At 44.6% G+C, this 22,484-nt stretch carries 21 protein-coding genes; 5 read left to right on the forward strand and 16 right to left on the reverse strand.

Features of this window, described 5'->3' with window-relative positions; all coding sequences use genetic code 11:
* Nucleotides 1-198: 198 nt before the first annotated feature.
* Nucleotides 199-1,059: an ergot alkaloid biosynthesis protein gene (locus tag NSQ38_RS22630; RefSeq protein WP_339784132.1), complete on the reverse strand. Its 861-nt coding sequence runs from the start codon at nt 1,057-1,059 to the stop codon at nt 199-201.
* Between the two features lie 129 nt (nt 1,060-1,188).
* The gene (locus tag NSQ38_RS22635) at nt 1,189-1,773 is read right to left on the reverse strand and encodes a TetR/AcrR family transcriptional regulator (RefSeq protein ID WP_076327883.1); all 585 of its coding nucleotides are present in this window, start codon (nt 1,771-1,773) and stop codon (nt 1,189-1,191) included.
* Nucleotides 1,774-1,940: 167 nt separating this feature from the next.
* Between NSQ38_RS22635 and NSQ38_RS22640 the strand changes: the two genes are divergently transcribed.
* Together NSQ38_RS22640 and NSQ38_RS22645 are read left to right on the forward strand one after the other, a co-directional pair.
* Nucleotides 1,941-2,303 carry an iron-sulfur cluster biosynthesis family protein gene (locus NSQ38_RS22640; RefSeq protein WP_338594318.1) on the forward strand — a complete coding sequence of 121 codons (363 nt, stop codon included), beginning with the start codon at nt 1,941-1,943 and terminating at the stop codon, nt 2,301-2,303.
* 460 nt (nt 2,304-2,763) lie between these two features.
* Nucleotides 2,764-3,537, forward strand: a complete 774-nt coding sequence (locus tag NSQ38_RS22645; protein ID WP_339784133.1) for a M15 family metallopeptidase — start codon at nt 2,764-2,766, stop codon at nt 3,535-3,537.
* Nucleotides 3,538-3,671: 134 nt separating this feature from the next.
* On the opposite strand, the gene NSQ38_RS22650 is transcribed toward NSQ38_RS22645, so the two are convergent.
* Nucleotides 3,672-3,911 (reverse strand): hypothetical protein, encoded by a 240-nt coding sequence (locus NSQ38_RS22650; RefSeq protein WP_017688780.1) that lies wholly within the window; start codon nt 3,909-3,911, stop codon nt 3,672-3,674.
* 130 nt (nt 3,912-4,041) lie between these two features.
* Between NSQ38_RS22650 and NSQ38_RS22655 the strand changes: the two genes are divergently transcribed.
* On the forward strand, nt 4,042-4,674 hold the full coding sequence (locus NSQ38_RS22655) for a nitroreductase family protein (protein ID WP_339784134.1): 633 nt from the start codon (nt 4,042-4,044) through the stop codon (nt 4,672-4,674).
* A gap of 247 nt (nt 4,675-4,921) precedes the next feature.
* On the opposite strand, the gene NSQ38_RS22660 is transcribed toward NSQ38_RS22655, so the two are convergent.
* Nucleotides 4,922-6,082, reverse strand: a complete 1,161-nt coding sequence (locus NSQ38_RS22660; protein WP_339784135.1) for a leucine-rich repeat domain-containing protein — start codon at nt 6,080-6,082, stop codon at nt 4,922-4,924.
* A gap of 166 nt (nt 6,083-6,248) precedes the next feature.
* Here NSQ38_RS22660 and NSQ38_RS22665 point away from each other — a divergent pair, with 166 nt between their 5' ends.
* Nucleotides 6,249-6,707 (forward strand): GyrI-like domain-containing protein, encoded by a 459-nt coding sequence (locus NSQ38_RS22665; RefSeq protein WP_133384551.1) that lies wholly within the window; start codon nt 6,249-6,251, stop codon nt 6,705-6,707.
* Nucleotides 6,708-6,803: 96 nt separating this feature from the next.
* On the opposite strand, the gene NSQ38_RS22670 is transcribed toward NSQ38_RS22665, so the two are convergent.
* The 3 genes from NSQ38_RS22670 to NSQ38_RS22680 all read right to left on the reverse strand — a co-directional run bounded on the left by NSQ38_RS22670 (nt 6,804) and on the right by NSQ38_RS22680 (nt 11,139).
* Nucleotides 6,804-8,048, reverse strand: a complete 1,245-nt coding sequence (locus NSQ38_RS22670; RefSeq protein ID WP_145147292.1) for an aminopeptidase — start codon at nt 8,046-8,048, stop codon at nt 6,804-6,806.
* A gap of 227 nt (nt 8,049-8,275) precedes the next feature.
* Complete coding sequence (locus NSQ38_RS22675) at nt 8,276-9,817, reverse strand: acyl--CoA ligase (protein ID WP_339790659.1); 1,542 nt, start codon at nt 9,815-9,817, stop codon at nt 8,276-8,278.
* 317 nt (nt 9,818-10,134) lie between these two features.
* Nucleotides 10,135-11,139 (reverse strand): aldo/keto reductase, encoded by a 1,005-nt coding sequence (locus NSQ38_RS22680; RefSeq protein WP_339784136.1) that lies wholly within the window; start codon nt 11,137-11,139, stop codon nt 10,135-10,137.
* 213 nt (nt 11,140-11,352) lie between these two features.
* Between NSQ38_RS22680 and NSQ38_RS22685 the strand changes: the two genes are divergently transcribed.
* Nucleotides 11,353-12,186: an AraC family transcriptional regulator gene (locus NSQ38_RS22685; protein WP_339784137.1), complete on the forward strand. Its 834-nt coding sequence runs from the start codon at nt 11,353-11,355 to the stop codon at nt 12,184-12,186.
* A gap of 30 nt (nt 12,187-12,216) precedes the next feature.
* Here the strand turns inward: NSQ38_RS22685 and NSQ38_RS22690 are convergent, their stop codons facing one another.
* The 9 genes from NSQ38_RS22690 to NSQ38_RS22730 form a co-directional block, all read right to left on the reverse strand.
* Entirely contained in the window at nt 12,217-12,615 is a 399-nt protein-coding gene (locus tag NSQ38_RS22690; protein ID WP_047842725.1) for an Asp23/Gls24 family envelope stress response protein, read from the reverse strand.
* Between the two features lie 29 nt (nt 12,616-12,644).
* Nucleotides 12,645-13,724 (reverse strand): AI-2E family transporter, encoded by a 1,080-nt coding sequence (locus NSQ38_RS22695; protein WP_091031174.1) that lies wholly within the window; start codon nt 13,722-13,724, stop codon nt 12,645-12,647.
* A 35-nt stretch (nt 13,725-13,759) separates the two neighbouring features.
* Nucleotides 13,760-15,217 (reverse strand): HAMP domain-containing sensor histidine kinase, encoded by a 1,458-nt coding sequence (locus NSQ38_RS22700; protein WP_249910888.1) that lies wholly within the window; start codon nt 15,215-15,217, stop codon nt 13,760-13,762.
* Nucleotides 15,195-15,902 (reverse strand): response regulator transcription factor, encoded by a 708-nt coding sequence (locus NSQ38_RS22705; RefSeq protein ID WP_339784138.1) that lies wholly within the window; start codon nt 15,900-15,902, stop codon nt 15,195-15,197. Before NSQ38_RS22705 ends, NSQ38_RS22700 begins: the two co-directional genes overlap by 23 nt.
* A 234-nt stretch (nt 15,903-16,136) precedes the next feature.
* Entirely contained in the window at nt 16,137-17,582 is a 1,446-nt protein-coding gene (locus NSQ38_RS22710; RefSeq protein ID WP_339784139.1) for a 4-hydroxyphenylacetate 3-hydroxylase N-terminal domain-containing protein, read from the reverse strand.
* 173 nt (nt 17,583-17,755) lie between these two features.
* Nucleotides 17,756-19,714 carry an ABC transporter permease gene (locus NSQ38_RS22715; protein WP_339784140.1) on the reverse strand — a complete coding sequence of 653 codons (1,959 nt, stop codon included), beginning with the start codon at nt 19,712-19,714 and terminating at the stop codon, nt 17,756-17,758.
* Nucleotides 19,689-20,459: an ABC transporter ATP-binding protein gene (locus tag NSQ38_RS22720; RefSeq protein ID WP_338594299.1), complete on the reverse strand. Its 771-nt coding sequence runs from the start codon at nt 20,457-20,459 to the stop codon at nt 19,689-19,691. The genes NSQ38_RS22715 and NSQ38_RS22720 overlap by 26 nt, the downstream gene beginning before the upstream one ends.
* Before the next feature lie 309 nt (nt 20,460-20,768).
* Nucleotides 20,769-21,752, reverse strand: coding sequence for a sensor histidine kinase (locus NSQ38_RS22725; protein ID WP_339784141.1), 984 nt, complete (start codon nt 21,750-21,752; stop codon nt 20,769-20,771).
* Nucleotides 21,749-22,453, reverse strand: coding sequence for a response regulator transcription factor (locus NSQ38_RS22730; protein WP_339784142.1), 705 nt, complete (start codon nt 22,451-22,453; stop codon nt 21,749-21,751). Before NSQ38_RS22730 ends, NSQ38_RS22725 begins: the two co-directional genes overlap by 4 nt.
* Nucleotides 22,454-22,484 lie beyond the last annotated feature (31 nt).

Genomic DNA, 22,484 nt, shown 5'->3' on the forward strand with positions numbered 1-22,484 from the left:
AGGGCGTGTCTCAGACACGCCCTAACATTCATCTTCATCTATTTCCCCAAAAGTGTGTTCGTATAATCACTGCTTTCCGTGGTGTTCTTGATTAGGGAGAGATCCATATTTAAAATCAACGATGTCAACATGCTGGTAGACATGCAAAAAGACGGGCACTAGGCACCGTCTTCTCATATTATGAAAATATTTCTTCCATTATTTCCATACTTCCATATGATTCTGAATAAATTGCTCGAATGAAATCGGGTTATTCCCCGTTAATTTTTTCACCGTATCCGTCGTTTGATCTTCTCTCCCTTCCTCCCGGATAGGCACATCCAGTCCTGCGAGGGCAATAGCGTATTCTTCTGACATTCCTGCGCGAATCATGCTGTTCCTCAATTCATCGTCGGACAAAGATTCATGCTGGATGGACTGACCCAGTACACGGCTTAAGACGTCTGCAACCTGTCCATAGGACAACGACTCCGGCCCTGTAATAATATGCTCCGTATTATGAGGAACTACATCTGTCAGAGCATGGAAGGCCACCGCCGCGATATCATCTGCACTAACAAATCCAATTTTCCCTTCACCCGTAGCACTGTATATTTTCCCGAGTTGCTTTATTGTCTCCCGATGCGGTCCCTCCGTAAAGTTCTCCATAAAATAGGAAGGCTGTAATACAGACCACTCAGGAGCATGGGCTTTTAAATACTGATGTACTTTGCCAAATATAGAACCATTCTCATCGATCGAAGCACTGCCAAGCAAGACAAATCGCTTAATGCCGCTCCATAATGCTTCCTTGATGAATGGAATCATGGCGTTTTCTGGGCTCATATCCATTGCTGGCACAACAAGGTACACCTGATTCACATTTTTCAGCGCCGGTGCATATGTCTCGGAATCATACCAATCAAAATAGACATAATTATCGGCAGAACCAGAAAGTGATGATTTCGTTCTTCCAGCCAAACGCACCGGATATTGATGCTTTTGAAGTATGGCCGCAACACGGCTTCCTGTCTTCCCATTAGCCCCTGTAATAAGTGTCAACGTTTTATCATTGATCATGCTTGCTTCCTCCTTCAGTTTTGTTTGGCGTTTTCCAGACCAATCGGTCTATAATAGTCAAAAAACAAACGCCCTAAGCGTCCATTTTCAAAACAAAATTAAAAATTATTGCTCAAATCATGTAAAACATTAATCCATAGCCCTTAGGGTCATCTGTACAAAATCTCGCAGGGCTTCTGCGCTTGCACCACTTTTCGCCGTAAAGGTCAATGAGAGTCGGGAATAATTCAGAAAACGGGCAAGCCCGGGTAATTCTTCCTCTGCGTGCCTCAGTTCGCCACTCCTCTGGCCTCGTAACAGCGCAGTATGAAAAACATCTTCCATTTGTTGGTTAGTGGTTTGAATAAAGGCCGCGATTTCGTGATTTTGTGGTGCCTGTTCAACCGCGCTATTAATGATGAAACATTCATTACGACGTTCGTTGTCGGTCAACACGTTAACCGCTTCGTTGAACAACTCTGTCACGCCTTGCCTCACACTTGTGCATTCGTTTAATAGTTTGATCCCCGCCTCTGTCTTCTGCTGAATATAGAATTTAAGAGCAGAGACAAATAAATCATGTTTAGTTCCGTAGGTGTCATACAGGCTTTGCCGTGCAATGCCAAGTTCACTCAACAGTAAGCTCAGAGATGTACCTTCATAACCGTACGCTCCAAATACAGACGTTGCTTTTCTTAGAACGGTCTCTGTGTCAAACTCCTTGGCTCTTCCCAATTGCAGACCTCACCTCCCTATTCATTAAATAAAGAATACCTTTTCCAGACTGATCAGTCAAGAAAATAAATACTTTGATTTTTGACAAAGTGGTATAATGTGAATAGAAGCTGAATGAATCCTTTTACCCCCTACAACCATGACCACATATAAAGGAGTGTACCTATATGTATATTCAAATTACAGATTTGGCTGCAAAACGATTGACGGAAAGCCTGAATGACCAACCCGGATATTTCAAAGTGATCTATGACTTGGAAGGTTGCGGATGTAACGGAGTTATCGCTATTATCATTGTTGATGAACTTGCGGCTCTCGACGCGCAGATTGAAACCAATCTGGTTCCGTTCTATGTTGATCCGAAGCAGCAGCTGAACCTAGAACAACACATGAAGCTGGATACGGAAGAAAATTATCCTTCTTTCAAATTAAGCAGTGATTCCGGTGTGCTCAGCGGCAATGTTCGTGTTCGTGACACGCGTGCCGTAACTGTGGGAAGCTCCGGTGGATCTGACGCCTGCATGTTGTAATACAGTCTCCAGCTTACTTGAAGTAATCTAGCATTATCTTTCTTCACATCAAAAGCCGTTGCATCTAATGCAACGGCTTTTTTAACGTTCTTTTCCTTATATGCCTCTATCAGAGTTGCAAAAAAGACTCTATAAAAGATGAACTAAACATTTACACGAAACGGAGAGGACAGAAAGAACCTGAAGAAACGAAGTGTTCGCCAAAAAGCTTTCTGAAAGAAAGCTGCTTCGTAAGCAAACTATCCCAAGATTTTCCCCTTATTAAGGGGAATTCATAAAATCAGGGGATAACAGCGCTCGGAAGGTTGTTCTGTCATCGAAGTGTCCAGTGTAAATATTTTTGGTTCAACTTATATAGCAAACTTTGTTTACAACTCGGAAACAATTGGAGAACCTATGGATATAATCCTCTAGTATACTCGGTATATAGATTCATATATTCCGAGGAGGAACACACATCATGAAACCTTTTACTCGTAAATCCATCATATCTACAATTCTCGTAGGCACTGTTGTAGCAGGTTCTGCCTTTACTACGTTTCCTATCACGTCAAGTCTGAATCCCGTCGCGTCTGCTGCAAGCTCTAGCTTTACTCAATTTCTGCATGATAATGCACCTGGTCGTACGATCAAAACCATCAAAAATGTGGCAACCGTGACCAATGTGTCCAGTACAGTTGTACTAGTCAATAAAAAGAGAAATCTGCCTTCAACTTATGCACCTCAAGATTTGGTTGTACCTAATATTCCTTTTAGCTTCTCAGGCTCCAGTCCGAAGAAACAAATGCGTAAAGTGGCTGCAACCGCGATTGAAAAATTATTTGCGGCTGCCAAAAAAGACGGCATCGATATCAAAGCGGTGTCTGGCTATCGCTCTTATGCGACTCAGAAATCGATCTTTGACCGTAATGCCAGCATCAAAGGTGAAGCTGTTGCCAATAAAACAAGTGCTCGGCCAGGACAAAGCGAACATCAGACTGGTCTAGCCATGGATATCTCCAGCGCTTCGGCTGGTTATGATCTTCAGCAAAGCTTCGGCAACACCAAAGAAGGCAAATGGCTGAAAGCCAATGCCCACAAGTACGGATTCATCATTCGTTATGGCAAAGATCAGGAGAAATTGACCGGTTACTCCTATGAGCCATGGCATGTACGTTATGTCGGAGTATATATTGCTGGTGAGATTACCAACCAGAAACTTACGCTGGAGCAGTATTTGGAACGTGCCAAATAAGGCAGTTATGAACCCAAAACTTAGACAGTTATTTGATTAGATAAAAGAAGCGTGACTATAGATAACATGACTGAAGGAGAAGATGGGGCCGCAACTGGCCCTCTTCTGCTTCAATCTTTCATTTACACCCCTCATCATGTCCCAACGATTTTTCTAAAGACCAGTGGCAGTCTCTTCAGGCCTTCTGTTCCAGCCCAAGAGCCTACGCCAGCAAGTATTGCATTATGGCACAAATAAAGTGCGACATTGTACACGATAGGGCCTAGAATAATCTCCACAACTACAAAACGTTTTAACGTCGAAGATTGGATCACATATACCCGAAATTCATGAGGGTCATGTCCTCCCATATACCTTGCGATCAATGCTTTCATGAATCACCTCTAGTGTTTTATTTTAGCGTATGGCAGACAATCCTTGTCTTATTCTAAAATAACACTTACATAAAGTAACTAAGTGTGTTATAGTCAGTTTATAAATTATACATAAGCGAGGGAAACCACCATGAGTGAGTTGGAGAATCTAGTCAAAAACCGTAGATCGGCCGTTATTTTTGAAGAAGGAATTGAAATTTCAGATTCGGAACTACAAGAGATGTTTGCCCTGAACAAATTTGCACCATCTGCCTTTAACCTGCAACACACGCACTATCTTGTGATTAAAGACGAGGAACAGAAAGAGAAAGTCTATGAAGCTTCCCAGCAATATAAAGTAAAAACAGCTTCTGCGGTCATCGTGGTTTTGGGCGATGTTAACGCACATCATCATATCCGCACCATTAACGAAGGCTTGCTGAACCTTGGCGCTCTTACTCCGTTCCAATACGAGCAGGAATCCCAAAGTGTCACTGAATTTTACGAATCTCGGGGCAGATTCTTCCAACGTGAGGATGCGATTCGCAATGCCAGCCTGTCTGCCATGCAATTGATGCTGATCGCTCAGGATCGCGGATGGGACACTTGTCCAATGATTGGCTTTGACTCCGAAGAACTGCAAAAGAGTTTGGAAATCCCTAACCATTATGTACCGGTTATGCTGATCACCATAGGCAAAAAGTCGGAAGCCAAACAGCGCCCACGCGGTTACCGTAAACCGATTAACGAATATGTTAGCTTCAACAAAATGCACGCTGAATAACATATAATATAACAATTTATATAAGTTGAACTAACATTTTCACGATAACGGAGAGGACAGAAAAAACCTGAAAAAGCGAAGCGTTCGCCTTTATCCCGGGATTTTCCCCTTTAGAAAAGGAATCGAATAAAATCTGGGGATAACAGCGATTGGAAGGTTGTTCTGTCATCGTAGTGACAGTGTAAATAATCTTTAGTTCAACTTATATAGCACAATAACACAGCAAAAAAGCCACGATCTCGTGGCTTTAGTACGTTTCATAGATCAACGTATCCAACATGTGAAATTCATCGTCAAACTCGGCATATATGTAAAGTCGACCAGCAGGTGTATCCCCCGCATCATAACCCAATCGAAGGTATTGATCTCCCTGAAATTCTGCATCAGCCAAAATCAATGCATTGATATCCTCGTCCGGATGAGCCTCGGCAATGGTTTTAAGCGCCTGCTCACCAAGCATGTCCCACCGTTTCCACGTCTCTTCCATATATGGGGACAATGTTACCATCTCTGTCTTGGTTGAAACCTGCGCAGTGAATACCAGTTCTTTATCCTGAATAAGTAATCGCATCTGATAGTTGGACATCGAGACGTCATACTGAAACACCCCCATACCCGGAACTTCATGATTGGATTCAAAAATCAGATTGTCTGCATATTGCAGTCTCTCCAGCTTGGGATTAGCGCTATAATCCAACTTGGTTAATTTGTTCTCGGAACAGTATAACTCTCTTAGTTGTACGTTATGGCGAATATCCAGCTTGCTAATATGGTTATTAAAACAACGGACACTCTCCAAAACCATATTTGAACGAAAATCCAACTGTTTGATATGGTTGTGGTTACAACGAAGTTCAATCAAGTTTGGACAACCTTTTACATCAAGTTCCAACATGTAATTGTTGGCGCAATCAAGTCGCCGCAGTTGCTTATTGTGTTCAAGTTCAAGTGAGAAAAGAGCGTTATAACTGCAACTAAGTTCCTCCAACTGCTCAAGGGGCTCTGAAACCAGCTCCGACAACATATTCCAATGACACTCCACCGTTATAAGTTTGGAATTATGAGAAAGATCCAATTTGCGAAGTCGATTAAAACTGCAATCCAGCACCTGCAATTCCGAATTGGAGCGGAGATTCAGTGTAAGAAGCTGATTCTCTCTGCAACGTAACGTCCTCAGCTTGTGATTCTGAGTAAGATCCAGACCGGCCAATTGATTATAGGCACAATCCAGCTCTTGAAGATCCCTGAAATACTCGACTCCATCAAGATTGCTAATATTGTGATTGGAAAGTTGTAATATCTCAACCTCATGAACGTCACTTTCCTGAATGAACCCCCGCTGATCACAAAAACGATCCAACACAACTTGCCTGAAACGTTCATCCGTGAAGGCATAAGTAATATCCATGTCTAACGCCTCCCCCTCTCTTTTTGCTCTATTGGAACAGTCTTCCAAGATATTATCACTATTCTATGAGTTTCGTCGCCAGGATTCAACAATTACCTAAGCAAATTCTTTTATACCATGTTAGCATCCAACATGTAAGAGAAATCGTACAGAGAGGAAGATTTTCATGGAAATGTATATCGAAAACCTCCCGTCATATCGTCTCGCCTATGTTCGACAGGTTGGTCCTTACGGTCCAGCCAATGCTCAAGCGATGAATACGCTGAAACAATGGGCAGACAAAAACCAATTGCTTCATGAATCAGCAACATTACTAGGCATACCCCAAGATGACCCAACTACCACACCGCCCGAAAAATGTAGATATGATGCCTGTATTGTTATCACTGAATCTGAACGTCTGGAAGATGAGTTTGTTGAGATTGGCGAGCTATCAGGTGGAGATTATCTCATCTGTAAGGTGAGACACACGGCAGAAGCTATTCAGCAGACATGGAACATCATCATCCCTCATTTACAAACAAGTGGTTATCTGATGGACAACAAGCCGGTTATAGAACGATATCGTTGGGCACTGCTCAATCAGCATTATTGCGAGATATGTGTGCCTGTAAGACCTGTGTAATTCATGTTATGAAGAAACAAAAAAAGCGACTTCAAATTGAAGTCACTTTTTTTGTTAACGATTGCTACTACTAGCTAGTTAAGACTTGTTAAGATATTAAAATGCCCAGTTGCCTTTACGGAATACCGGCTCGATTGTACCATCCTGTAACTCACCATCGATATCCAGTTCAGCGGAACCGATCATGAAATCAACGTGGGTCAAGCTCACATTGCACTCATGCTTCAGCAACTCTTCGTTCGACATGGTTGTGCCATCTTTCATGTTGAATGGATATGCACTGCCCACAGCCAAATGGCAGGATGCATTTTCATCAATACCCGTATTGTAGAAAATGCGATTCAGGTTGGAGATCGGGGAGTCATGTGGTACGAGTGCCACTTCACCCAGATAACGTGCTCCTTCATCGGTGGCAAACAGATTCTTCAAATGCTCTTCACCCGATGCTGCCGTAAACGCTACAACCTGTCCATCCTTGAATGTGATTCTCATCTGGTCTACCAGCTGTCCATTCAGGTTCAAAGGCATGGTGCTGCTGACATATCCATTCACTCCACTGCGCTTAGGCATGGTGAATACTTCTTCAGTTGGCATATTCGCGACCGTGTATACACCTTGTTTATTTTCGCTACCACCGCCACCCCAGATGTGGTTGTGGACCAATTCAATTTTCAGGTCTGTACCTGGCGCACGGTAATGCAGACTCTTATAGTTCTTTTTGTTCAGGAGATCACTCATGGTATTCAGGGTATCCAGATGTTCTCTCCAATTTTGTACAGCGTCTCCGCCATCCACACGGTTCATTTTGAAGATCGTTTCCCACATCACGTTGATTCGGTCTTCTTCCGGGATGTCGGCAAACACTTTGTTCGCCCAAGCCTTGGTCGGTGCCTTGATCAGACACCAGCTAATTTCATGATTACGTGTGTATTTTGAGTACCCTTTACGTGCCTGAGCAGCCGCTTTGGTTGCCCGGGACACGCTGTCGGAGTCAATTCCATTATACAGTTCAGGATCTGGAACTTTGATCGTCAGGGTAGCACCGCCTGCTTCTGCAAACTTCTCCATCATATCCGCCTTCCAGGCTGGATAGTAGTCAAAGCTGTCATTGGAGCCATGTTCAAAACGACTGCGGGTAATATTGTCGTCATCAAAGTCCACTTGTACATAGTTTGCACCAGCCGCATAGGCTTTTTGCACAATGAGACGTGTGAATTCAAGTGTTTCGATGGGAGCAGTAACGAGCAGATCCTGTCCTTTTTGAATATTCACGCCAACTTTGACAACCAGTTCTGCGTATTGTTCCAATGACTTTTCAAAGGTTTGTTCAAATTGACTCATGGTTGTGTTCACTCCTGTTTCAAATTTTAAGATGACTCGGAATCTGCTGAGTGGCCGTTACAGCGAAGGATCGTTCTTTAGATCGTCGTTGTCTCCAAATTTTCTTCATCGTATTTCAAAGGTTAAAATTAGGAGACAAATACGAACGCTATCGCTTCTTCAGAATCGATTCCTTCTCTTTCACTACTTATGCTATTATTTTTCAATCATTCGTTACCTAATCTCATTTATACATTACGTTTTTCTTGTTCGCGCAACTCAATCCGGCGGATTTTACCAGAGTTGGTCTTTGGCAGATCCGTAACAAATTCGATCTTACGTGGATATTTGTAAGGTGCTGTGATTTCTTTGACGTGGTGCTGCAATTCACGCATCAGTTCTGGTGAAGCCAGCGAAACATCTCGCAGTACGACAAATGCTTTCACCACATTGCCACGGATCTCATCCGGACTTGCAACCACCGCGCATTCCTTCACACTGGCGTGTTTCATGAGTGCTTCTTCCACTTCGAATGGTCCAATGGTGTAACCCGAACTGATGATGATATCGTCACTGCGGCCTTCAAACCAGAAGTAACCTTCTTCGTCTTTACGTGCACGGTCCCCTGTTACAAAATAATCGCCACGCTGACTCGCTTCCTTCCGTCCCTCATCCTGATAATAGGACTTGAACAAAGCTGGCATCTCTTTGTGTACCGCGATATCTCCCACTTCACCCGCAGGCACAGGTTGTCCCTCTTCATCAATAATTTCAATCAATCCAGGTGTAATCGACTGACCCATGGAGCCAATACGTACAGGTGCATCTTTGAGACTGCCGATTAACAACGTGCTCTCGGTCTGTCCATATCCGTCTCGAATAGTCAGGTCGAAGTGACGCTGGAAGATTTCAATGACTTCCTGATTGAGCGGTTCACCCGCTGAAACAGCACTGCGCAGATGAGACAGATCATAATGTCCAAGATCATCGGCTTTGGCCATCAACCGATATTCGGTCGGTGTACAGCAAAGGACATTAATCTGATGTTCCTGCATCAGTTCCAGGTAACGCTTGGGCTGGAATGATCCATTGTAGACCAGTCCAGTCGCGCCTCTTCCGAGTACCGACAGGAACGGGCTCCAGATCCATTTTTGCCATCCGGGTGCTGCAGTTGCCCATACCGTATCCGAAGGTTGGATATCCAGCCATAATGAAGAAGCGATTCGCAGGTGGGCATATCCCCAACCGTGGCTATGTACAACTCCTTTGGGATTACCTGTTGTGCCCGAAGTATAAGCAAGGATAGCCGTATCATCACGGTGTGTTTCCACCGCAGCCATCTCATCGGGTTGATTCTGCATTAACTCATGCACATTGACCCAACCTTCAGCAGGTACGCTAACTTCTCCATTCGGTGATGCCACGATGCGATGTGCCAGTGATGGCAGATCCGCGTCCATCTTTTCCACTTCCGAGGTCGTCTCGGACCATACAATAACAGCCCGCGCCTCAGAGTGACGCAGACGATATTCCAGATCTTTTGCCCGTAACATCTCGGAGGAAGGAATAACGGCAATCCCCAATTTCAGACAAGCAATATAAATGACATAGGCAATAATACGGCGTGGTACCATGACCAACACCCGATCACCCTTTTCTAGTCCAAGTTCACGCAAACCTCCAGCAAGACGATTCGCCTGCTTGAATAAATCACCATACGTGATCTCTTCCAATTCTCGTTGATCGCTGAGCCATCTAAGTGCAATCCGGTCTGATGGATGATTCTCCATCTCGGATGTCAGGTTATAGCTTTCAGGCGAAATCCACTGTTCAAAGTTCAAATGGAGCCTCTCCTTCGTAGTTCAAATGTATAGCTTCTATATATTATACCCTAAATCCTAGGACCAGGTGCTATGAACTAGGTTCATTCTGAAAAAATAAACATAGGTCAATTAATGAACTATTATAATAGATCTTATCCTATAAAGAAAATGACATATACAAAATGGCGCCTTCCTGATTGATCAGGTAGGCGCCATTTCATTCTAATAATTATATTAAATTAATTTTACCTAACTATAATTTTCACACAGCTATACTGTATATGTTACCACGGATAATTACCCATTCCGTCCAAAATGCTTTCGATCTCATTCAACTCTTCCGTTGTCAGATCCGGTGCCTGGAGGGCAGCCACGTTTTCTTCAATCTGGGACACACGGCTTGCACCAATCAGTGCAGAGGTTACACGGTTACCGCGCAAGATCCAGTTCAGAGCCAGTTGAGAGATCGTCTGCCCTCTTCGCTCCGCAACCGCCTGAAGCGCATCGAACTTGGCAATCCGTTCGTCCGTGTATGCTTCTTTTTTCAAATTGCCTGTTGGATTGGCGCGTTCTTCCTTGATCTTATCGACATATTTATTCGTCAACTGACCGCGGCCGAGTGGACAGAACGCAATGGAACCTACGCCCTGCTCATCCAGTACGTCTTGCAAACCGTCTTCAATCCAGCGATTCAGCATCGAGTAGTTTGGCTGATGAACCAGACACGGCGTACCCAGACGACGGAGAATGGTTGCCGCTTCTTGCGTCTGTTCTGCATTATAATTGGACAAGCCCACATACAGAGCTTTACCTTGCCGCACGATGTGATCCAGTGCCGTCATCGTTTCTTCCAACGGTGTATCCGGATCTGGACGGTGATGATAGAAAATGTCCACATAGTCCAGCCCCATCCGACCAAGACTTTGATCCAGACTGGCAATCAGGTTTTTGCGGGAACCCCATTCGCCGTAAGGTCCACTCCACATATGGTAACCTGCCTTCGACGAAATGAGCAGTTCATCCCGGTAAGGACGCAGATGTTTTTTGTAAATCACACCAAAGTTCTCTTCCGCTGATCCTGGAGGTGGACCATAGTTATTCGCCAGATCGAAATGATTAATTCCGAGGTCAAAGGCACGTAAAATCATTTCTTCCTGAATATCCAATGTGCGGTTGCCACCAAAGTTCTGCCATAAACCCAGCGCAATTTGCGGCAGTCTGATTCCGGATTTGCCGGAACGTACATATTTCATCTCATCATATCGTTGTTCACTCGCAGTATAGGGCATCGTTATTCTCACTTTCCTGTAAGGTTTGTTGAATTCCTTTTCATCTTAGACATTTTTCTGCCAAAACGATATGGCATTTCACTTTGAACATATGTAATAATGATTGTTATCTATATAAACTAGTCTTAAATTATTCATCTTTCACACTAATTAATATGTTAAAATGCAAGATGAGACGAAATCGTACAGGAGTGAATACCCTTGATTACGTATATGTTCAAGAACAATCATTTTCAGGAGCTTCAGCTCCTTCATTATGGCACGGAAGCCTGTACACCTGGTCACCACTTTGGCCCTGCCATGCGAGACTATTATAAAATTCATTATATTTTGAATGGCAAAGGCACCTTCGAAGTTGGTGGCAAAACGCATACCCTGCACAAAGGTCAAGGTTTTCTGATTGTTCCGCATTCCGTCGTGCATTACGAAGCAGATCAGGATGATCCATGGGAATACAGCTGGGTTGCTTTTCAAGGCAGCAATAGTTCTTCCTTTTTACAGCAGGCCTGTCTGTCCGAGCATCACCCGATTTTTGAGCTGGGTAATGAGGATGACGAGATGCGATCCTGCCTGCACCGAATGATCAATTCTCGCAATACCCACAAAGGCTGGGAGATTAGCATGACTGGTTTGCTGTATCAATTCTTCTCCATTTTAATTGATCAGGCTAATTCAGATCATCTTCAACCCATGCCGGATTATTCGAAGGAAACGTACGTAACGCAGGTAATCGACTTCATTGAAATGAACTATGCCAATGCCATTACCGTTCAATCCATCGCGGCTCATGTCGGCTTGCAGCGCAGTTACCTCTGCTCTCTCTTCAAGGATCAGATGGGAAGCAGCATCCAATCGTATCTGGTCCATTACCGAATGCGAAGGGCAGCCGAATTGACCCTTGATCCCGGTTTGACCATTGGTGATATTGCCCGTTCTGTGGGCTACACCGATCAATTGCTTTTCTCCAAAATGTTCAAAAAAGTGATGGGTGAAGCGCCCACCTACTACCGTAAACATAAAACAGCACCCTCCCAGTTAAGTTGTTAATTGGGAAGGTGCTGTTTTTTTGCCAATTGGTTATACCGTCTCCGGCATGGATATGCCAACAACTTGCACTTTGATTTCATCGACCATAACGCCGGCTAATTGTTCTACAGCCTGTTGAACATTATGTTGAAGTTCACGGCAGACCTCGTGCATCTTGTTGCCATATTGAATGTTGATGCGCAGCTGGATGGTTGCCTGATCGTCTTTGACGTGTACGTCAATCCCTTTTTGCAGACTCTTGCCGCTGATACTCTTGGCAATCCCTTCAGTCAGTCCAACCGACATGGAGGATACGCCAGCCGTTGATTGAGCGGCCATCCCCACGATCTTGGATAACACATCGTTCGAGATGTGAATGGTACCCATTTGAACAGATTGAGGTGCGATATATTCAGGTTCATTGTATTGTTTTTCGATAATTTCAGACATGTGCTCCACTCCTTCGAATAATTTAAATTCTATGCATTCTGCCATTTGTCCTTGAAGAACATGTTATAGATTCGAACCAGAAGAATTTTAACGATCATATAAACCGGGATAATAATCAGGATGGCAATAATTCCACCCAGGTCCCCTGCACCCAAGACCAGAATAATCGTCGTTAACGGGTGAATATCCAGCTTTTTGCCGAATACGTACGGTGCAACCAGGTTGTCCTGAATCTGCTGAGCGACGAGAATAATAATCAGAGACCAGATGGCAACCGATGGTGATACCACGAGACCCATGATCACAATAGGCACGGACGACACAATCGCTCCGATAAATGGAACAAAGTTCATGATGACCGCGATTACCGTGAGCAGTAATGCGTACGGCAGTCCAATGATCAGGAAACCGATATACATCAGTACACCCAGCGCCAGATTTACCAAGACTCGACCTACAATAAAACCACTCAGCGCCTGATCAATCTCAAGTACAACTTCACGGCTGTCATTTTGGAAACGTTTTGGAGCGATATGTGCCAGTTTACGACCAAATTTCTCGCCTTGTAACAGCATATAGAACAAAAGGATCGGTAGTGTAAACAAGATGATCGCAAAACTGGAAACGAGTGAGAAGAATCCACTTACATAGTTGGTTACAAAGTTAAATCCTTTGTTGATATACTCCGTGATCTGGGAGAAAGGTGTCGAGCCCTCAGGGAACAAGGCCTGAATGGCACCATTTTGCTCCAGCTCTCTCAGCTGTTCACTTAATGAATTAATTAGACTTGGTGCGTTATCAACCAGATTGATCAGTTGCTCACGTAACGATGGCCATAAACCAATGATGAAGAACACTCCCAGAATAGCAATAACCAGATAGATTAGCAAAATACTTAGCGTGCGATTTATTTTCTTTTTCTCCATATAATTCACAAGCGGTCTGAGCAGATAATAAAAGAACACCGACAACATCATCGGCACGGTAATGACCGTGATCATGGTGACGAGCGGCTGAAAGATGAAGCTCACACGTGATAATAAATAGATATTAACCAATATCAGCGCCAGTGCAATACTGAACCGGACAAACGTATTTACTTTGAACAAAATATTTCCCTCCACATGGACATTTCTTCTCTTATTTAATTTGGAATCTCAATGGTAAACACGGTGGTCTCTCGCCCACGCCGGGAAAGGATCAGCCGTCCACCCATTTTCTCCGTATTACGTCGTGCGATGGACAAACCAAGTCCGGTGCCTCCGGTCGCTGTCCGCGCCTCATCCCCTCGTACAAACGGGTCAAAGATCGTTGACCATAGTTCTTGAGGTATGCCCACTCCGTTATCTGCCACCTCTATCACCACATGGGTATGAAGCGGAATGAGTTCGACGCGCAGTTCTGTCCCGAGTGGATTATAAGACAGAGCATTGGTGATCAGATTCTGAATGACTCTGGATAACAGCTCCGGATCATACCTCGCGTAGATCTCCTGATCAGGAACAAGTACATGGAGGACAAACTGTTTCTGTTCAATCTCCCCATAGGTATCTGCCATAATCTCGCGCACGAATTCTCCAATCTCTCTTCTCTGAATATGCATGCGAAAATCGGGCGAATCCACCTTGAGCAGCTCCAGCATATTCTGTATCATGCGTGCAACTTGAACAGACTTGTTATAGATGTATCCCAGATATCTTTGCTGCCTGTCCTTGTCCTCTCCACGTCCTTCCACCAAAGCCTGCGCATATCCCTGTATAGATGTTATCGGTGTCTTCAGATCATGTGATAAATCTACAATCAGTCGCTGTTTGCTCTCTTCAGCGTAACGTTTCTCCGCAGAGGTGTTCTCAATGACGTCCGCCATGTAGTTAAAGGTCTCACCGATCTGGACAAATTCCCTCTCGGCTGAGATCGACATCCGTGTACTATAATTTCCTTGTATCATCTGCGTAAGACCCGAGGAGAGGATGCTGAGTGGTTTTTTGATTCTCCGTGCGACCCAATAGCTATAGACAAAGATCAATAATAAAACCAAACCGATGCCAATCATAATGTAAAAGGATAATGGATGTTTCAGATTGGTAATCAACTGATTATCATTAATCCTTACGCTGACCAGATCACGCGGGATCTTCAGCAACACATACGCTGCCGCTCCTTCTGTCGAGAGAGGAGTGATCGAATAATAGTATTCCTGGTCACTCCGATTTTCCAGTCCATCATACAGATCGGCTTCACTGTATTGTGTGAACACATCTTGCTTTTCTCCCACATGACGAATGACGTTGCGATTCGCATCCAGAATCTCAATCCAGCCGCCGCTGTCCTTGAGACGTTGAATCTCTGTGTCTTTACCTTGAGAAACCGAACCTCCACCGGAGTAAAATTCATTCTCCAACTCTGCCACATACACGTGGGCTTCAACATTGAGATCCGGATCAACGACCTGATCCGAAATGCGAAAGTCCACAACATCCAGTGACACCATAAGGTACACGATTAATACCAGTAACAACAAAAAGAAGTTGAACAGCAAGAAATCCAGTGTCAGGGATGTCTGCAACAGTCGCTTTTCTCTAGCTTTCCATGGGCGCTTCAATTTTGTATCCCAGTCCCCTTATCGTTTTGAGATATTCCGGTTGTCTGGAGTCACGCTCGATCTTCTCCCGAATGTTGCTGATATGTACCATAATCGTGCTGTCCTCGTGCGCATAATAGTCGCCCCAGACGGCTTCGTATATTTTTTTACGGGTGAACACTCGGCCAGGTTGATCAAGCAACAATTCCATAATTTTATACTCTGTAGAGGTCAATGTTACAGGATTTCCTGAACGAAAAAGGATACATTGGGATCGATCCAGGGTCAGATCACCTAATACCAGATTCTGTTCTTTCGCTGCGGGGATCTCCGCTGCATCAAATTGATTGACTCTTCTGAGCAACGCCTCTACTCTGGCGACAATCTCAAGCGGGTTGAACGGCTTCGCTATATAATCGTCTGCCCCAAGTCCAAGCCCAAGGATTTTATCGTGATCCTGACTTTTGGCGGACAGGAACAGTACAGGCATGTGATGTGTAGCCCTGATCTGTTTGATCAACTGCAATCCATCCATTACAGGCATCATAATGTCCAGTATGACCAGATCGATCTGTGTTGAACGTATGGTTTGTAGCGCCTCGGCTCCATTCACCGCTGTTTTAATGGTATAGTCCTTCTCCAGATAGAGTTGAAGCAGTTCCACAATCTCTGGTTCGTCATCTGCTATTAATACGGTGTATCTCATGTTATTCCTCTCATTTCCTATACTCTATGCCTATCTCTACATTAATACTATATACTACGTCTCTTAATTCAACCTAAATCATTTCTAAAGATAATCTAAATAAATAGAAATAGAGCCCTGGCGCAAGCCAAGGCATCAACTAAAATAGGGCTGTTTTCAGCCTACATTCAAGCTTTTCATTCTCCATTCAGGCTTTTCAATCTTCATTCGGACCATTTGTATTAGATTATCAGATCAATCCTTCAGCGAACGAAGCCACGGTTCAACTTTTCCCAATAAACGTTCCTTGTCATACTGCACATATTGGTTCGCCCGATTGCGCACGGGATCACCCGCGTAGAAACGTTCATATAGATCATGCCTTGCTCCGAGTGGACTTCCAGTCAGCTCCCATGCGAGTTGAAAGAGACGAATCTTCTCCGGGGCTTGCATCGTTACTCCACCAAGATATTTGCCTACCATAGAACCCATCATTTCATTTATTTCAAACGTACCTGAAGGAATCTGAATCAGACCACCCGCAGCAATGGTCTTCAAAATCTCCACCGCGCGGGGATAATAGCGATTGCCCAGATTACGTGCGGTTTCAATATATTTGAATTCCGGCAACCAGTTGCCAAATGTGTCTGGTTTGGACTGTGCTTCAGCAGCAATAATCAGTCCCTCGATAGTCTGCATCTGACTGATCAGCTCTCCAAGTTGTTCCTGCACATTCAGGAAAGAGTCCACCCCAATCTCCTTGGCAATGGATGAGGTCACGGCTGTAATAAACTCCAGTTTCGAGTGTAAACGAATGACACTCTGATGGTAGGCCAGACTGGCCGAAGCTGTATTGCAGCGAATCTGCCATACGGCTTCAGGGTTATTGTGCAGTAATACACGTTCCCAGGGCACAAATACATCGTCAAAAAATAACACGGCATCCATCTCATCATACTGCGCACTGAGTGGATGTGATTTATCTGTATCTTTTGTGGCAAAAGATTCACGACACATCATGTGCAAGCCCGGGCTGTCCGCGGCTACAATTACCATATGGGCCAGCTCTGGCAGGTGGCCTGGAATTCGTTGAACGGGATAAGCAATGATATCATCGGCATAAGGCGCTGCTGTTGCCACCATTTTGGCCCCGCGGATCACAACGCCCTCCGCATTACTTTTGACAATTCGCAGCATGGCATCCTCATCTTCTCCAACAGGCAAGGAACGATTAATCTGCGGGTCACGCTGGACAATTGTTAGGAATGCATCGTTTCGCTTGGCTTGTTCAAAATATGCGGATATTTTACCTGCAAATGCCGGGTCATGCGCTGTCATCTCATGTCGTGTTGCGTACCAACCTGTCAGCCTGGATCGGGCATAATCAGACAATCGGCTCATCACCCCATACGTCCGATCGGCCCACAGCCGAAAAGCATCCGCCCTGCTGTTCACGTCAGGAAGTGAACGAGGCACAAGAAAAGAGCGATGCACGTAACTTCCCGTCTGTTCGTCCCAATAGGCCACGATTTCCCTTGTCTCCGGGTCATCCACCAGATTGAACAATCCTTCTATGGTTTGAAGTGTTCCCTGAAAGGCCTGATGCCCAGTTACCTGGATACGCTCTCCGTCCAGCCATACATTCCGCTCATCATTCAGACGCTGAATGTAAGCTTGTCCACGAGACATCGTGATACTCATGATATGTCCTCCCTCTCAGGCACCGGCCTGACATTTCTGTAACTCCATCCTTCTAACTGCTTGAGAAACTATGTAATGATACATTCTGTATCTAACAAAATAGTACTGTGCCAGAGATAGAAAAGTCAACAGACACCGAGCGAAGAGTCCGGTGTCTGTTGGGCCATGCTATTTTAGACTAATTTGGAATACATGTGACGCAGATACCGCCAGCGAACGAGTGCAAAATACAAAATCTGCATGGAAGCAAACACCAAGAAGATGCGCAGGCTGTATCCAAAGACCGAGAAATCAACCAGTTGCTGCAACGCCACAAAGGCAACCGAACTGTGGATGACCGCCACCAGAATCGGCAGGAAGAACATAAGCAATAGCTGCCTTGTTACGATCTTACGGAGTTCGGGACGACTCAGTCCCATTTTGCCAATCATGCGATACTGCGCTTCATCCCGTTCTAGATCTGCGTAAAGTCTGAAATACGTGAAACTTGCTGCAAAGGTGAAGAAAACAATGCCGATCAGGCCGCTCAAAATTAGAATGATGCCATTGGTCTGCTTGGAATTAAGCCAATCCACCACAAGCGCGCTGACCTCGTAATAACCTTTTTCGGAATGATCATCTTGAATGGATTTGATCAATTCAGGAGCAAAGCTGCGTGTACCCATCCAATCTTTCACGATAAATTGTATCGTTCGACTCGAATAGAAACCTTCAGGCATGCCAACTTCCTCGTTGTACGCAGGTCTCATCTTATTAAACAATTCGTCGGTTACGACGTAGAGATAAATTTCATATTGAAAAGGAATCACAATATCGGTACCAGGTGTCGATAGCTGGACAGGTACGCGCTGATTATCAACCTCCAGATTGATCTTTCCTCCCGAGGCTCCTTTTTCAACCTGTTCACGGTACTCCTTGCGCATCGCCAAATTGCTTGGTGTCATAAATGACTCATCGATTTGTTTCAACGTACGTTCTTCATACCCCAGTGCCTTCGCAAGACGGTTATAATCACTCAGTTTGATAATATTCCCATTATTATTTTCACCTATAGGAGCATAACTGCCCTTCACGTAGGGAACTTGATTATCAATCAACGTTTCTTCAATCTGCCGAATATGTCGCTCGGAGTTTGGAGTATACCAGTTATTCATATAACTGAATGCGTACGGATTCGACATGGACGACAACCCCGGGTCAGCAATAGCAAGCATGGTGCCAATTCCCGTAAATGAAGAAGCTGAAATGATACTTACCATGAAAAACATGATGGCGTTATCTTTCATTCGGTAGGTAAGTTCAGATAGGAAGAGCAGATTGGTTTTACGGAAAAACAACCTTGGATTTCTTTTCAGTGCCCGAATGATGTATACACTGAGCTGTGTGAACAGAAAGTAAGTACCTACTATAACAACCACGACACTTGCAAGTAATAATGGAAAGGAGAAGCTTACCCATACAAAAGTGAATACTCCTGCATAACCCCCGCCAATGAACAGCACCGACAGCAAGGCGAGTAAGCGTGATGCTTTGGGTTCCGGTTTCGGTTTTTCCTCTGATTTCACAAGGTCAATGAGTGAACCTTTCCGTATGAGCAAGGATGACGACATCGCGATGACAACGAACAATAGCAGAAATGCTCCAACCGTCAAGGCGATGCCTTTCAGCGGAAAATAGAACCGAAGACTGTTCTCAACAGCCAGCATGGAGCCACAGATGAGCAGAATCAATTTGCCGAAAATGAGCCCGAGTCCGATGCCCGTAATGATCGAAGCTAATCCAATACACATATTCTCCATAAACAGAAGCCGATTCATCTGTTTGCGTGTCATGCCAAGAATCAGGAAGATACCAAATTCCTTCTTACGCGTCTTTAGAAATGAACCTACCGAGTAGAGCAGGAACAGGAACGAAAAGATGAATATAATGATCTCCGCAATCATAAACCCCTGATTCGCAAGCAAAGTAACCGTACCACTTGATCCCTTTAACCCCGCTTTCAAATCGGGATGGAACAATAGCAATGCATAAGTAAAAAAGATCATGACGGAAAACGTACTGCTCAGAAAATGAGCCAGATAAATTCGTTTATTACGAACAACGTTATTAATGGCGAACTGGCGAAAATTCATGTCCTGACCCTCCAATTAGGGATAATACATTAATAATCTTCTGGTAAAAGGCTGCACGATTATCGCCGTAGTGAATTTCGTTGTAGAGTTTGCCATCCTTGATAAAGACAACCCGACTGCAATAACTTGCAGCTACTGCATCATGAGTGACCAGCAGCATCGTAGCCTGATCCTCCTGATTGCGAGTTTCTAGAATCTCCATGACATCTCTTGCCGCCTTCGAATCCAGGTTGCCTGTTGGCTCATCTGCCAGAATCAACTTCGGGGAATGGATCAGCGCTCTGGCAATGGCCGTACGCTGTGCCTGTCCTCCTGATATCTCATATGTCCGTTTGTTCAGAATACCCTCGATCCCCAACTTGCTTGCCAGCTGTTCAACACGAGTGTTCATCTCTGCTAGCGAAACACCGTCAAGAGTCAGTGGCAGCACAATGTTTTCCTTAACTGTCAGTGTATTTAACAGATTGAACGATTGAAAAACAAATCCAAGCTCTTTACGCCGGAACAGCGCGAGTTCGTCCTGATTCAATTCAAACGGATTCTTCCCTGCAATCCGCAGTTCGCCTGATGTTGGATGATCAATGGTTGAGATCATGTTCAGCAGTGTTGTTTTGCCACTACCTGATGGTCCCATAATGCCAACAAACTCACCTTCCTGAATACTGAGGTCAATACCTGATAACGCTTCATAAGATACGATGCCTTTGTAGATTTTACTGATCTGTTTCACAGAACAAATCTCCATGGTTACAACTCCTTAGTGATGTATGAATTCAAAATTAAGTTACTTTCATGCTGTGTGCATGTGTATTGTGCGTGGCCTTTCATCTGATCTTCTGACTATAGTCTATCGAAGTTTCGGCCATTCTCCTATGGTTTAACCTTTCATCAACATGACAATGTTGTAAGGTTGCATCATGAAAATCAAAAAGACGCCTTCGCCCGGATCAGGCAATAGACGTCTATACTTACACTGACACTGTAATTCATACTCTACTCACACTTCTTTAATAAAATACACACCTCATGTCCCAATTATCTTCAACCTGTCACTTCAGGAGTTGAATGTAATTCGGACAGTCGTTCCTTCGCCGTACACGGATTCAAGATCAATCCGATGGTTCATTCGCGTCACCACTTCTTTTGCAATATACAACCCCATGCCTGTGGACTCTTTGAAATGCCGCCCGTTCTCCCCGGTGAAGAAAGGTTGGAATACCCGATTTAAATCAGACTTCGGAATCCCGATACCCTGATCCTGCACTTCCAGCATGATGGAGCGTTCGGCTTCATACGCACGCACATAGATCTTTTGCCCGCTGCCCGCAGAGTATTTGATTGCGTTCGACAGTAACTGTACCAATACAAACCGAATCCACTTGGCATCGGATTGCACAACCAGCGCAGAATCGATATGCATCTCTGGATAGACGTGATTGCGAATAAAGAATCGCTTGAGTTCATGTATCGCTTCTTCCCCAGCGGTCTTCAGTATCACAGGTTCCACACTGAAATCTTGCTCGAAGGTATCCAACCGGGCCACATACAGCACAGTCTCCAAACCTCGCCTCATCTGGTCCGCTTCCTCCCGAATGCTTATGAGCCGAGGATCATCATCCTCCTGATCTTCCACGGTCAACTCAATGACGGATAACGGTGTCTTCATCTGATGGACCCACTGGTTCATGAATGTCAGATATTCTTGCTGTCGCTGTTCCAACCGATGCAGATGTGTGTGATACTGGCCGTATTGTGAATCCAGTAGCTTCTCCAGCGCCAGTGATAATGGACTTGTTTCGTTCAGTGGTACAAATTCCTTCAGTGAATCCATCGATCGAGACATCCGGGCATAAAAAGAACGATGTGAATAATAACGATACACCAAATAACCGATGTACAAAAATAATCCCAGCGTTACGGCATAAGCAGCCGTGACCCAATCGTTGTAACCGTCATACCAGAACACTGCAACAACGGTCAATAAGATAGCAACAACCCAGCAAGTTAACGCGAGATGTTCACGTATAAACAATCTCATGATGGAGAAGCGGTCTTCCAGTTATTGTTCAGTCGATAACCTGAACCTCTGACCGTTTCCAGTGCATCCGTAATGCCAAGCTCAGCCAATCGCTTACGTACCCGGGTAACGTTTACGCTGAGCGTATTGTCATCTACAAAAGAGTCATCCCACAGTTTCTCCAGGATTGTCTCTCTGCTCACCAGCTTGGGACTGCGGCGCAGTAACGTTTCCAGCAGAATCGTTTCCTTCTTCGTCAGCTGCACTTTGCGATCACCAAGCTGAATCTCCAGTCTTTCCAAGTACACGACCAAGCCGTCCAGTTCCACCTTGCGTTCTTCGTCACGTGCAGCATAATCCCCATATACCCGGCGTAGCTGACTTCGAATTTTTGCTATCACAATCTCATGCTCAAATGGCTTCGTGATATAATCATCCGCCCCGTTTTCCAGTGCCATGACCTGATCCATCTTCCCACTCCGCGCGGAGATAAACAAAATTGGGCATGTGGACAGCGTACGAATCTGGCGGCACCAATAGAAACCATCGTAACTGGGCAAATTGATATCCAGAAGTACCACATGTGGCTGTACCTGCTCAAACTGTTGCACAATCATCTCAAAATCCTCGACCAGAACGGCCCGGTCCCCGTAGCGTTCAATATGTGATTTCAATAATCCCGCAATCTTGGGATCGTCCTCTATTATCATAATGGTATACATTATTGGATCTCACCTCTGGCAAAATCATAAC

Origin of the sequence: Paenibacillus sp. FSL R7-0313 (assembly GCF_037969885.1) — a bacterium.
Lineage (GTDB): Bacteria > Bacillota > Bacilli > Paenibacillales > Paenibacillaceae > Paenibacillus.

Bases quoted from the DNA above. Each gene is read 5' to 3' on its own strand.
- NSQ38_RS22640 (WP_338594318.1), top strand. From the start codon at position 1,941: ATGTATATTCAAATTACAGATTTGGCTGCAAAACGATTGACGGAAAGC.
- NSQ38_RS22645 (WP_339784133.1), top strand. From the start codon at position 2,764: ATGAAACCTTTTACTCGTAAATCCATCATATCTACAATTCTCGTAGGC.
- NSQ38_RS22685 (WP_339784137.1), top strand. From the start codon at position 11,353: ATGTTCAAGAACAATCATTTTCAGGAGCTTCAGCTCCTTCATTATGGC.
- NSQ38_RS22705 (WP_339784138.1), bottom strand. From the start codon at position 15,902: ATGAGATACACCGTATTAATAGCAGATGACGAACCAGAGATTGTGGAA.
- NSQ38_RS22665 (WP_133384551.1), top strand. From the start codon at position 6,249: ATGGAAATGTATATCGAAAACCTCCCGTCATATCGTCTCGCCTATGTT.
- NSQ38_RS22675 (WP_339790659.1), bottom strand. From the start codon at position 9,817: ATGGAGAATCATCCATCAGACCGGATTGCACTTAGATGGCTCAGCGAT.
- NSQ38_RS22650 (WP_017688780.1), bottom strand. From the start codon at position 3,911: ATGAAAGCATTGATCGCAAGGTATATGGGAGGACATGACCCTCATGAA.
- NSQ38_RS22670 (WP_145147292.1), bottom strand. From the start codon at position 8,048: ATGAGTCAATTTGAACAAACCTTTGAAAAGTCATTGGAACAATACGCA.
- NSQ38_RS22730 (WP_339784142.1), bottom strand. From the start codon at position 22,453: ATGTATACCATTATGATAATAGAGGACGATCCCAAGATTGCGGGATTA.
- NSQ38_RS22680 (WP_339784136.1), bottom strand. From the start codon at position 11,139: ATGCCCTATACTGCGAGTGAACAACGATATGATGAGATGAAATATGTA.
- NSQ38_RS22715 (WP_339784140.1), bottom strand. From the start codon at position 19,714: ATGAATTTTCGCCAGTTCGCCATTAATAACGTTGTTCGTAATAAACGA.
- NSQ38_RS22630 (WP_339784132.1), bottom strand. From the start codon at position 1,059: ATGATCAATGATAAAACGTTGACACTTATTACAGGGGCTAATGGGAAG.
- NSQ38_RS22655 (WP_339784134.1), top strand. From the start codon at position 4,042: ATGAGTGAGTTGGAGAATCTAGTCAAAAACCGTAGATCGGCCGTTATT.
- NSQ38_RS22725 (WP_339784141.1), bottom strand. From the start codon at position 21,752: ATGAGATTGTTTATACGTGAACATCTCGCGTTAACTTGCTGGGTTGTT.
- NSQ38_RS22720 (WP_338594299.1), bottom strand. From the start codon at position 20,459: ATGGAGATTTGTTCTGTGAAACAGATCAGTAAAATCTACAAAGGCATC.
- NSQ38_RS22710 (WP_339784139.1), bottom strand. From the start codon at position 17,582: ATGAGTATCACGATGTCTCGTGGACAAGCTTACATTCAGCGTCTGAAT.
- NSQ38_RS22690 (WP_047842725.1), bottom strand. From the start codon at position 12,615: ATGTCTGAAATTATCGAAAAACAATACAATGAACCTGAATATATCGCA.
- NSQ38_RS22660 (WP_339784135.1), bottom strand. From the start codon at position 6,082: ATGGATATTACTTATGCCTTCACGGATGAACGTTTCAGGCAAGTTGTG.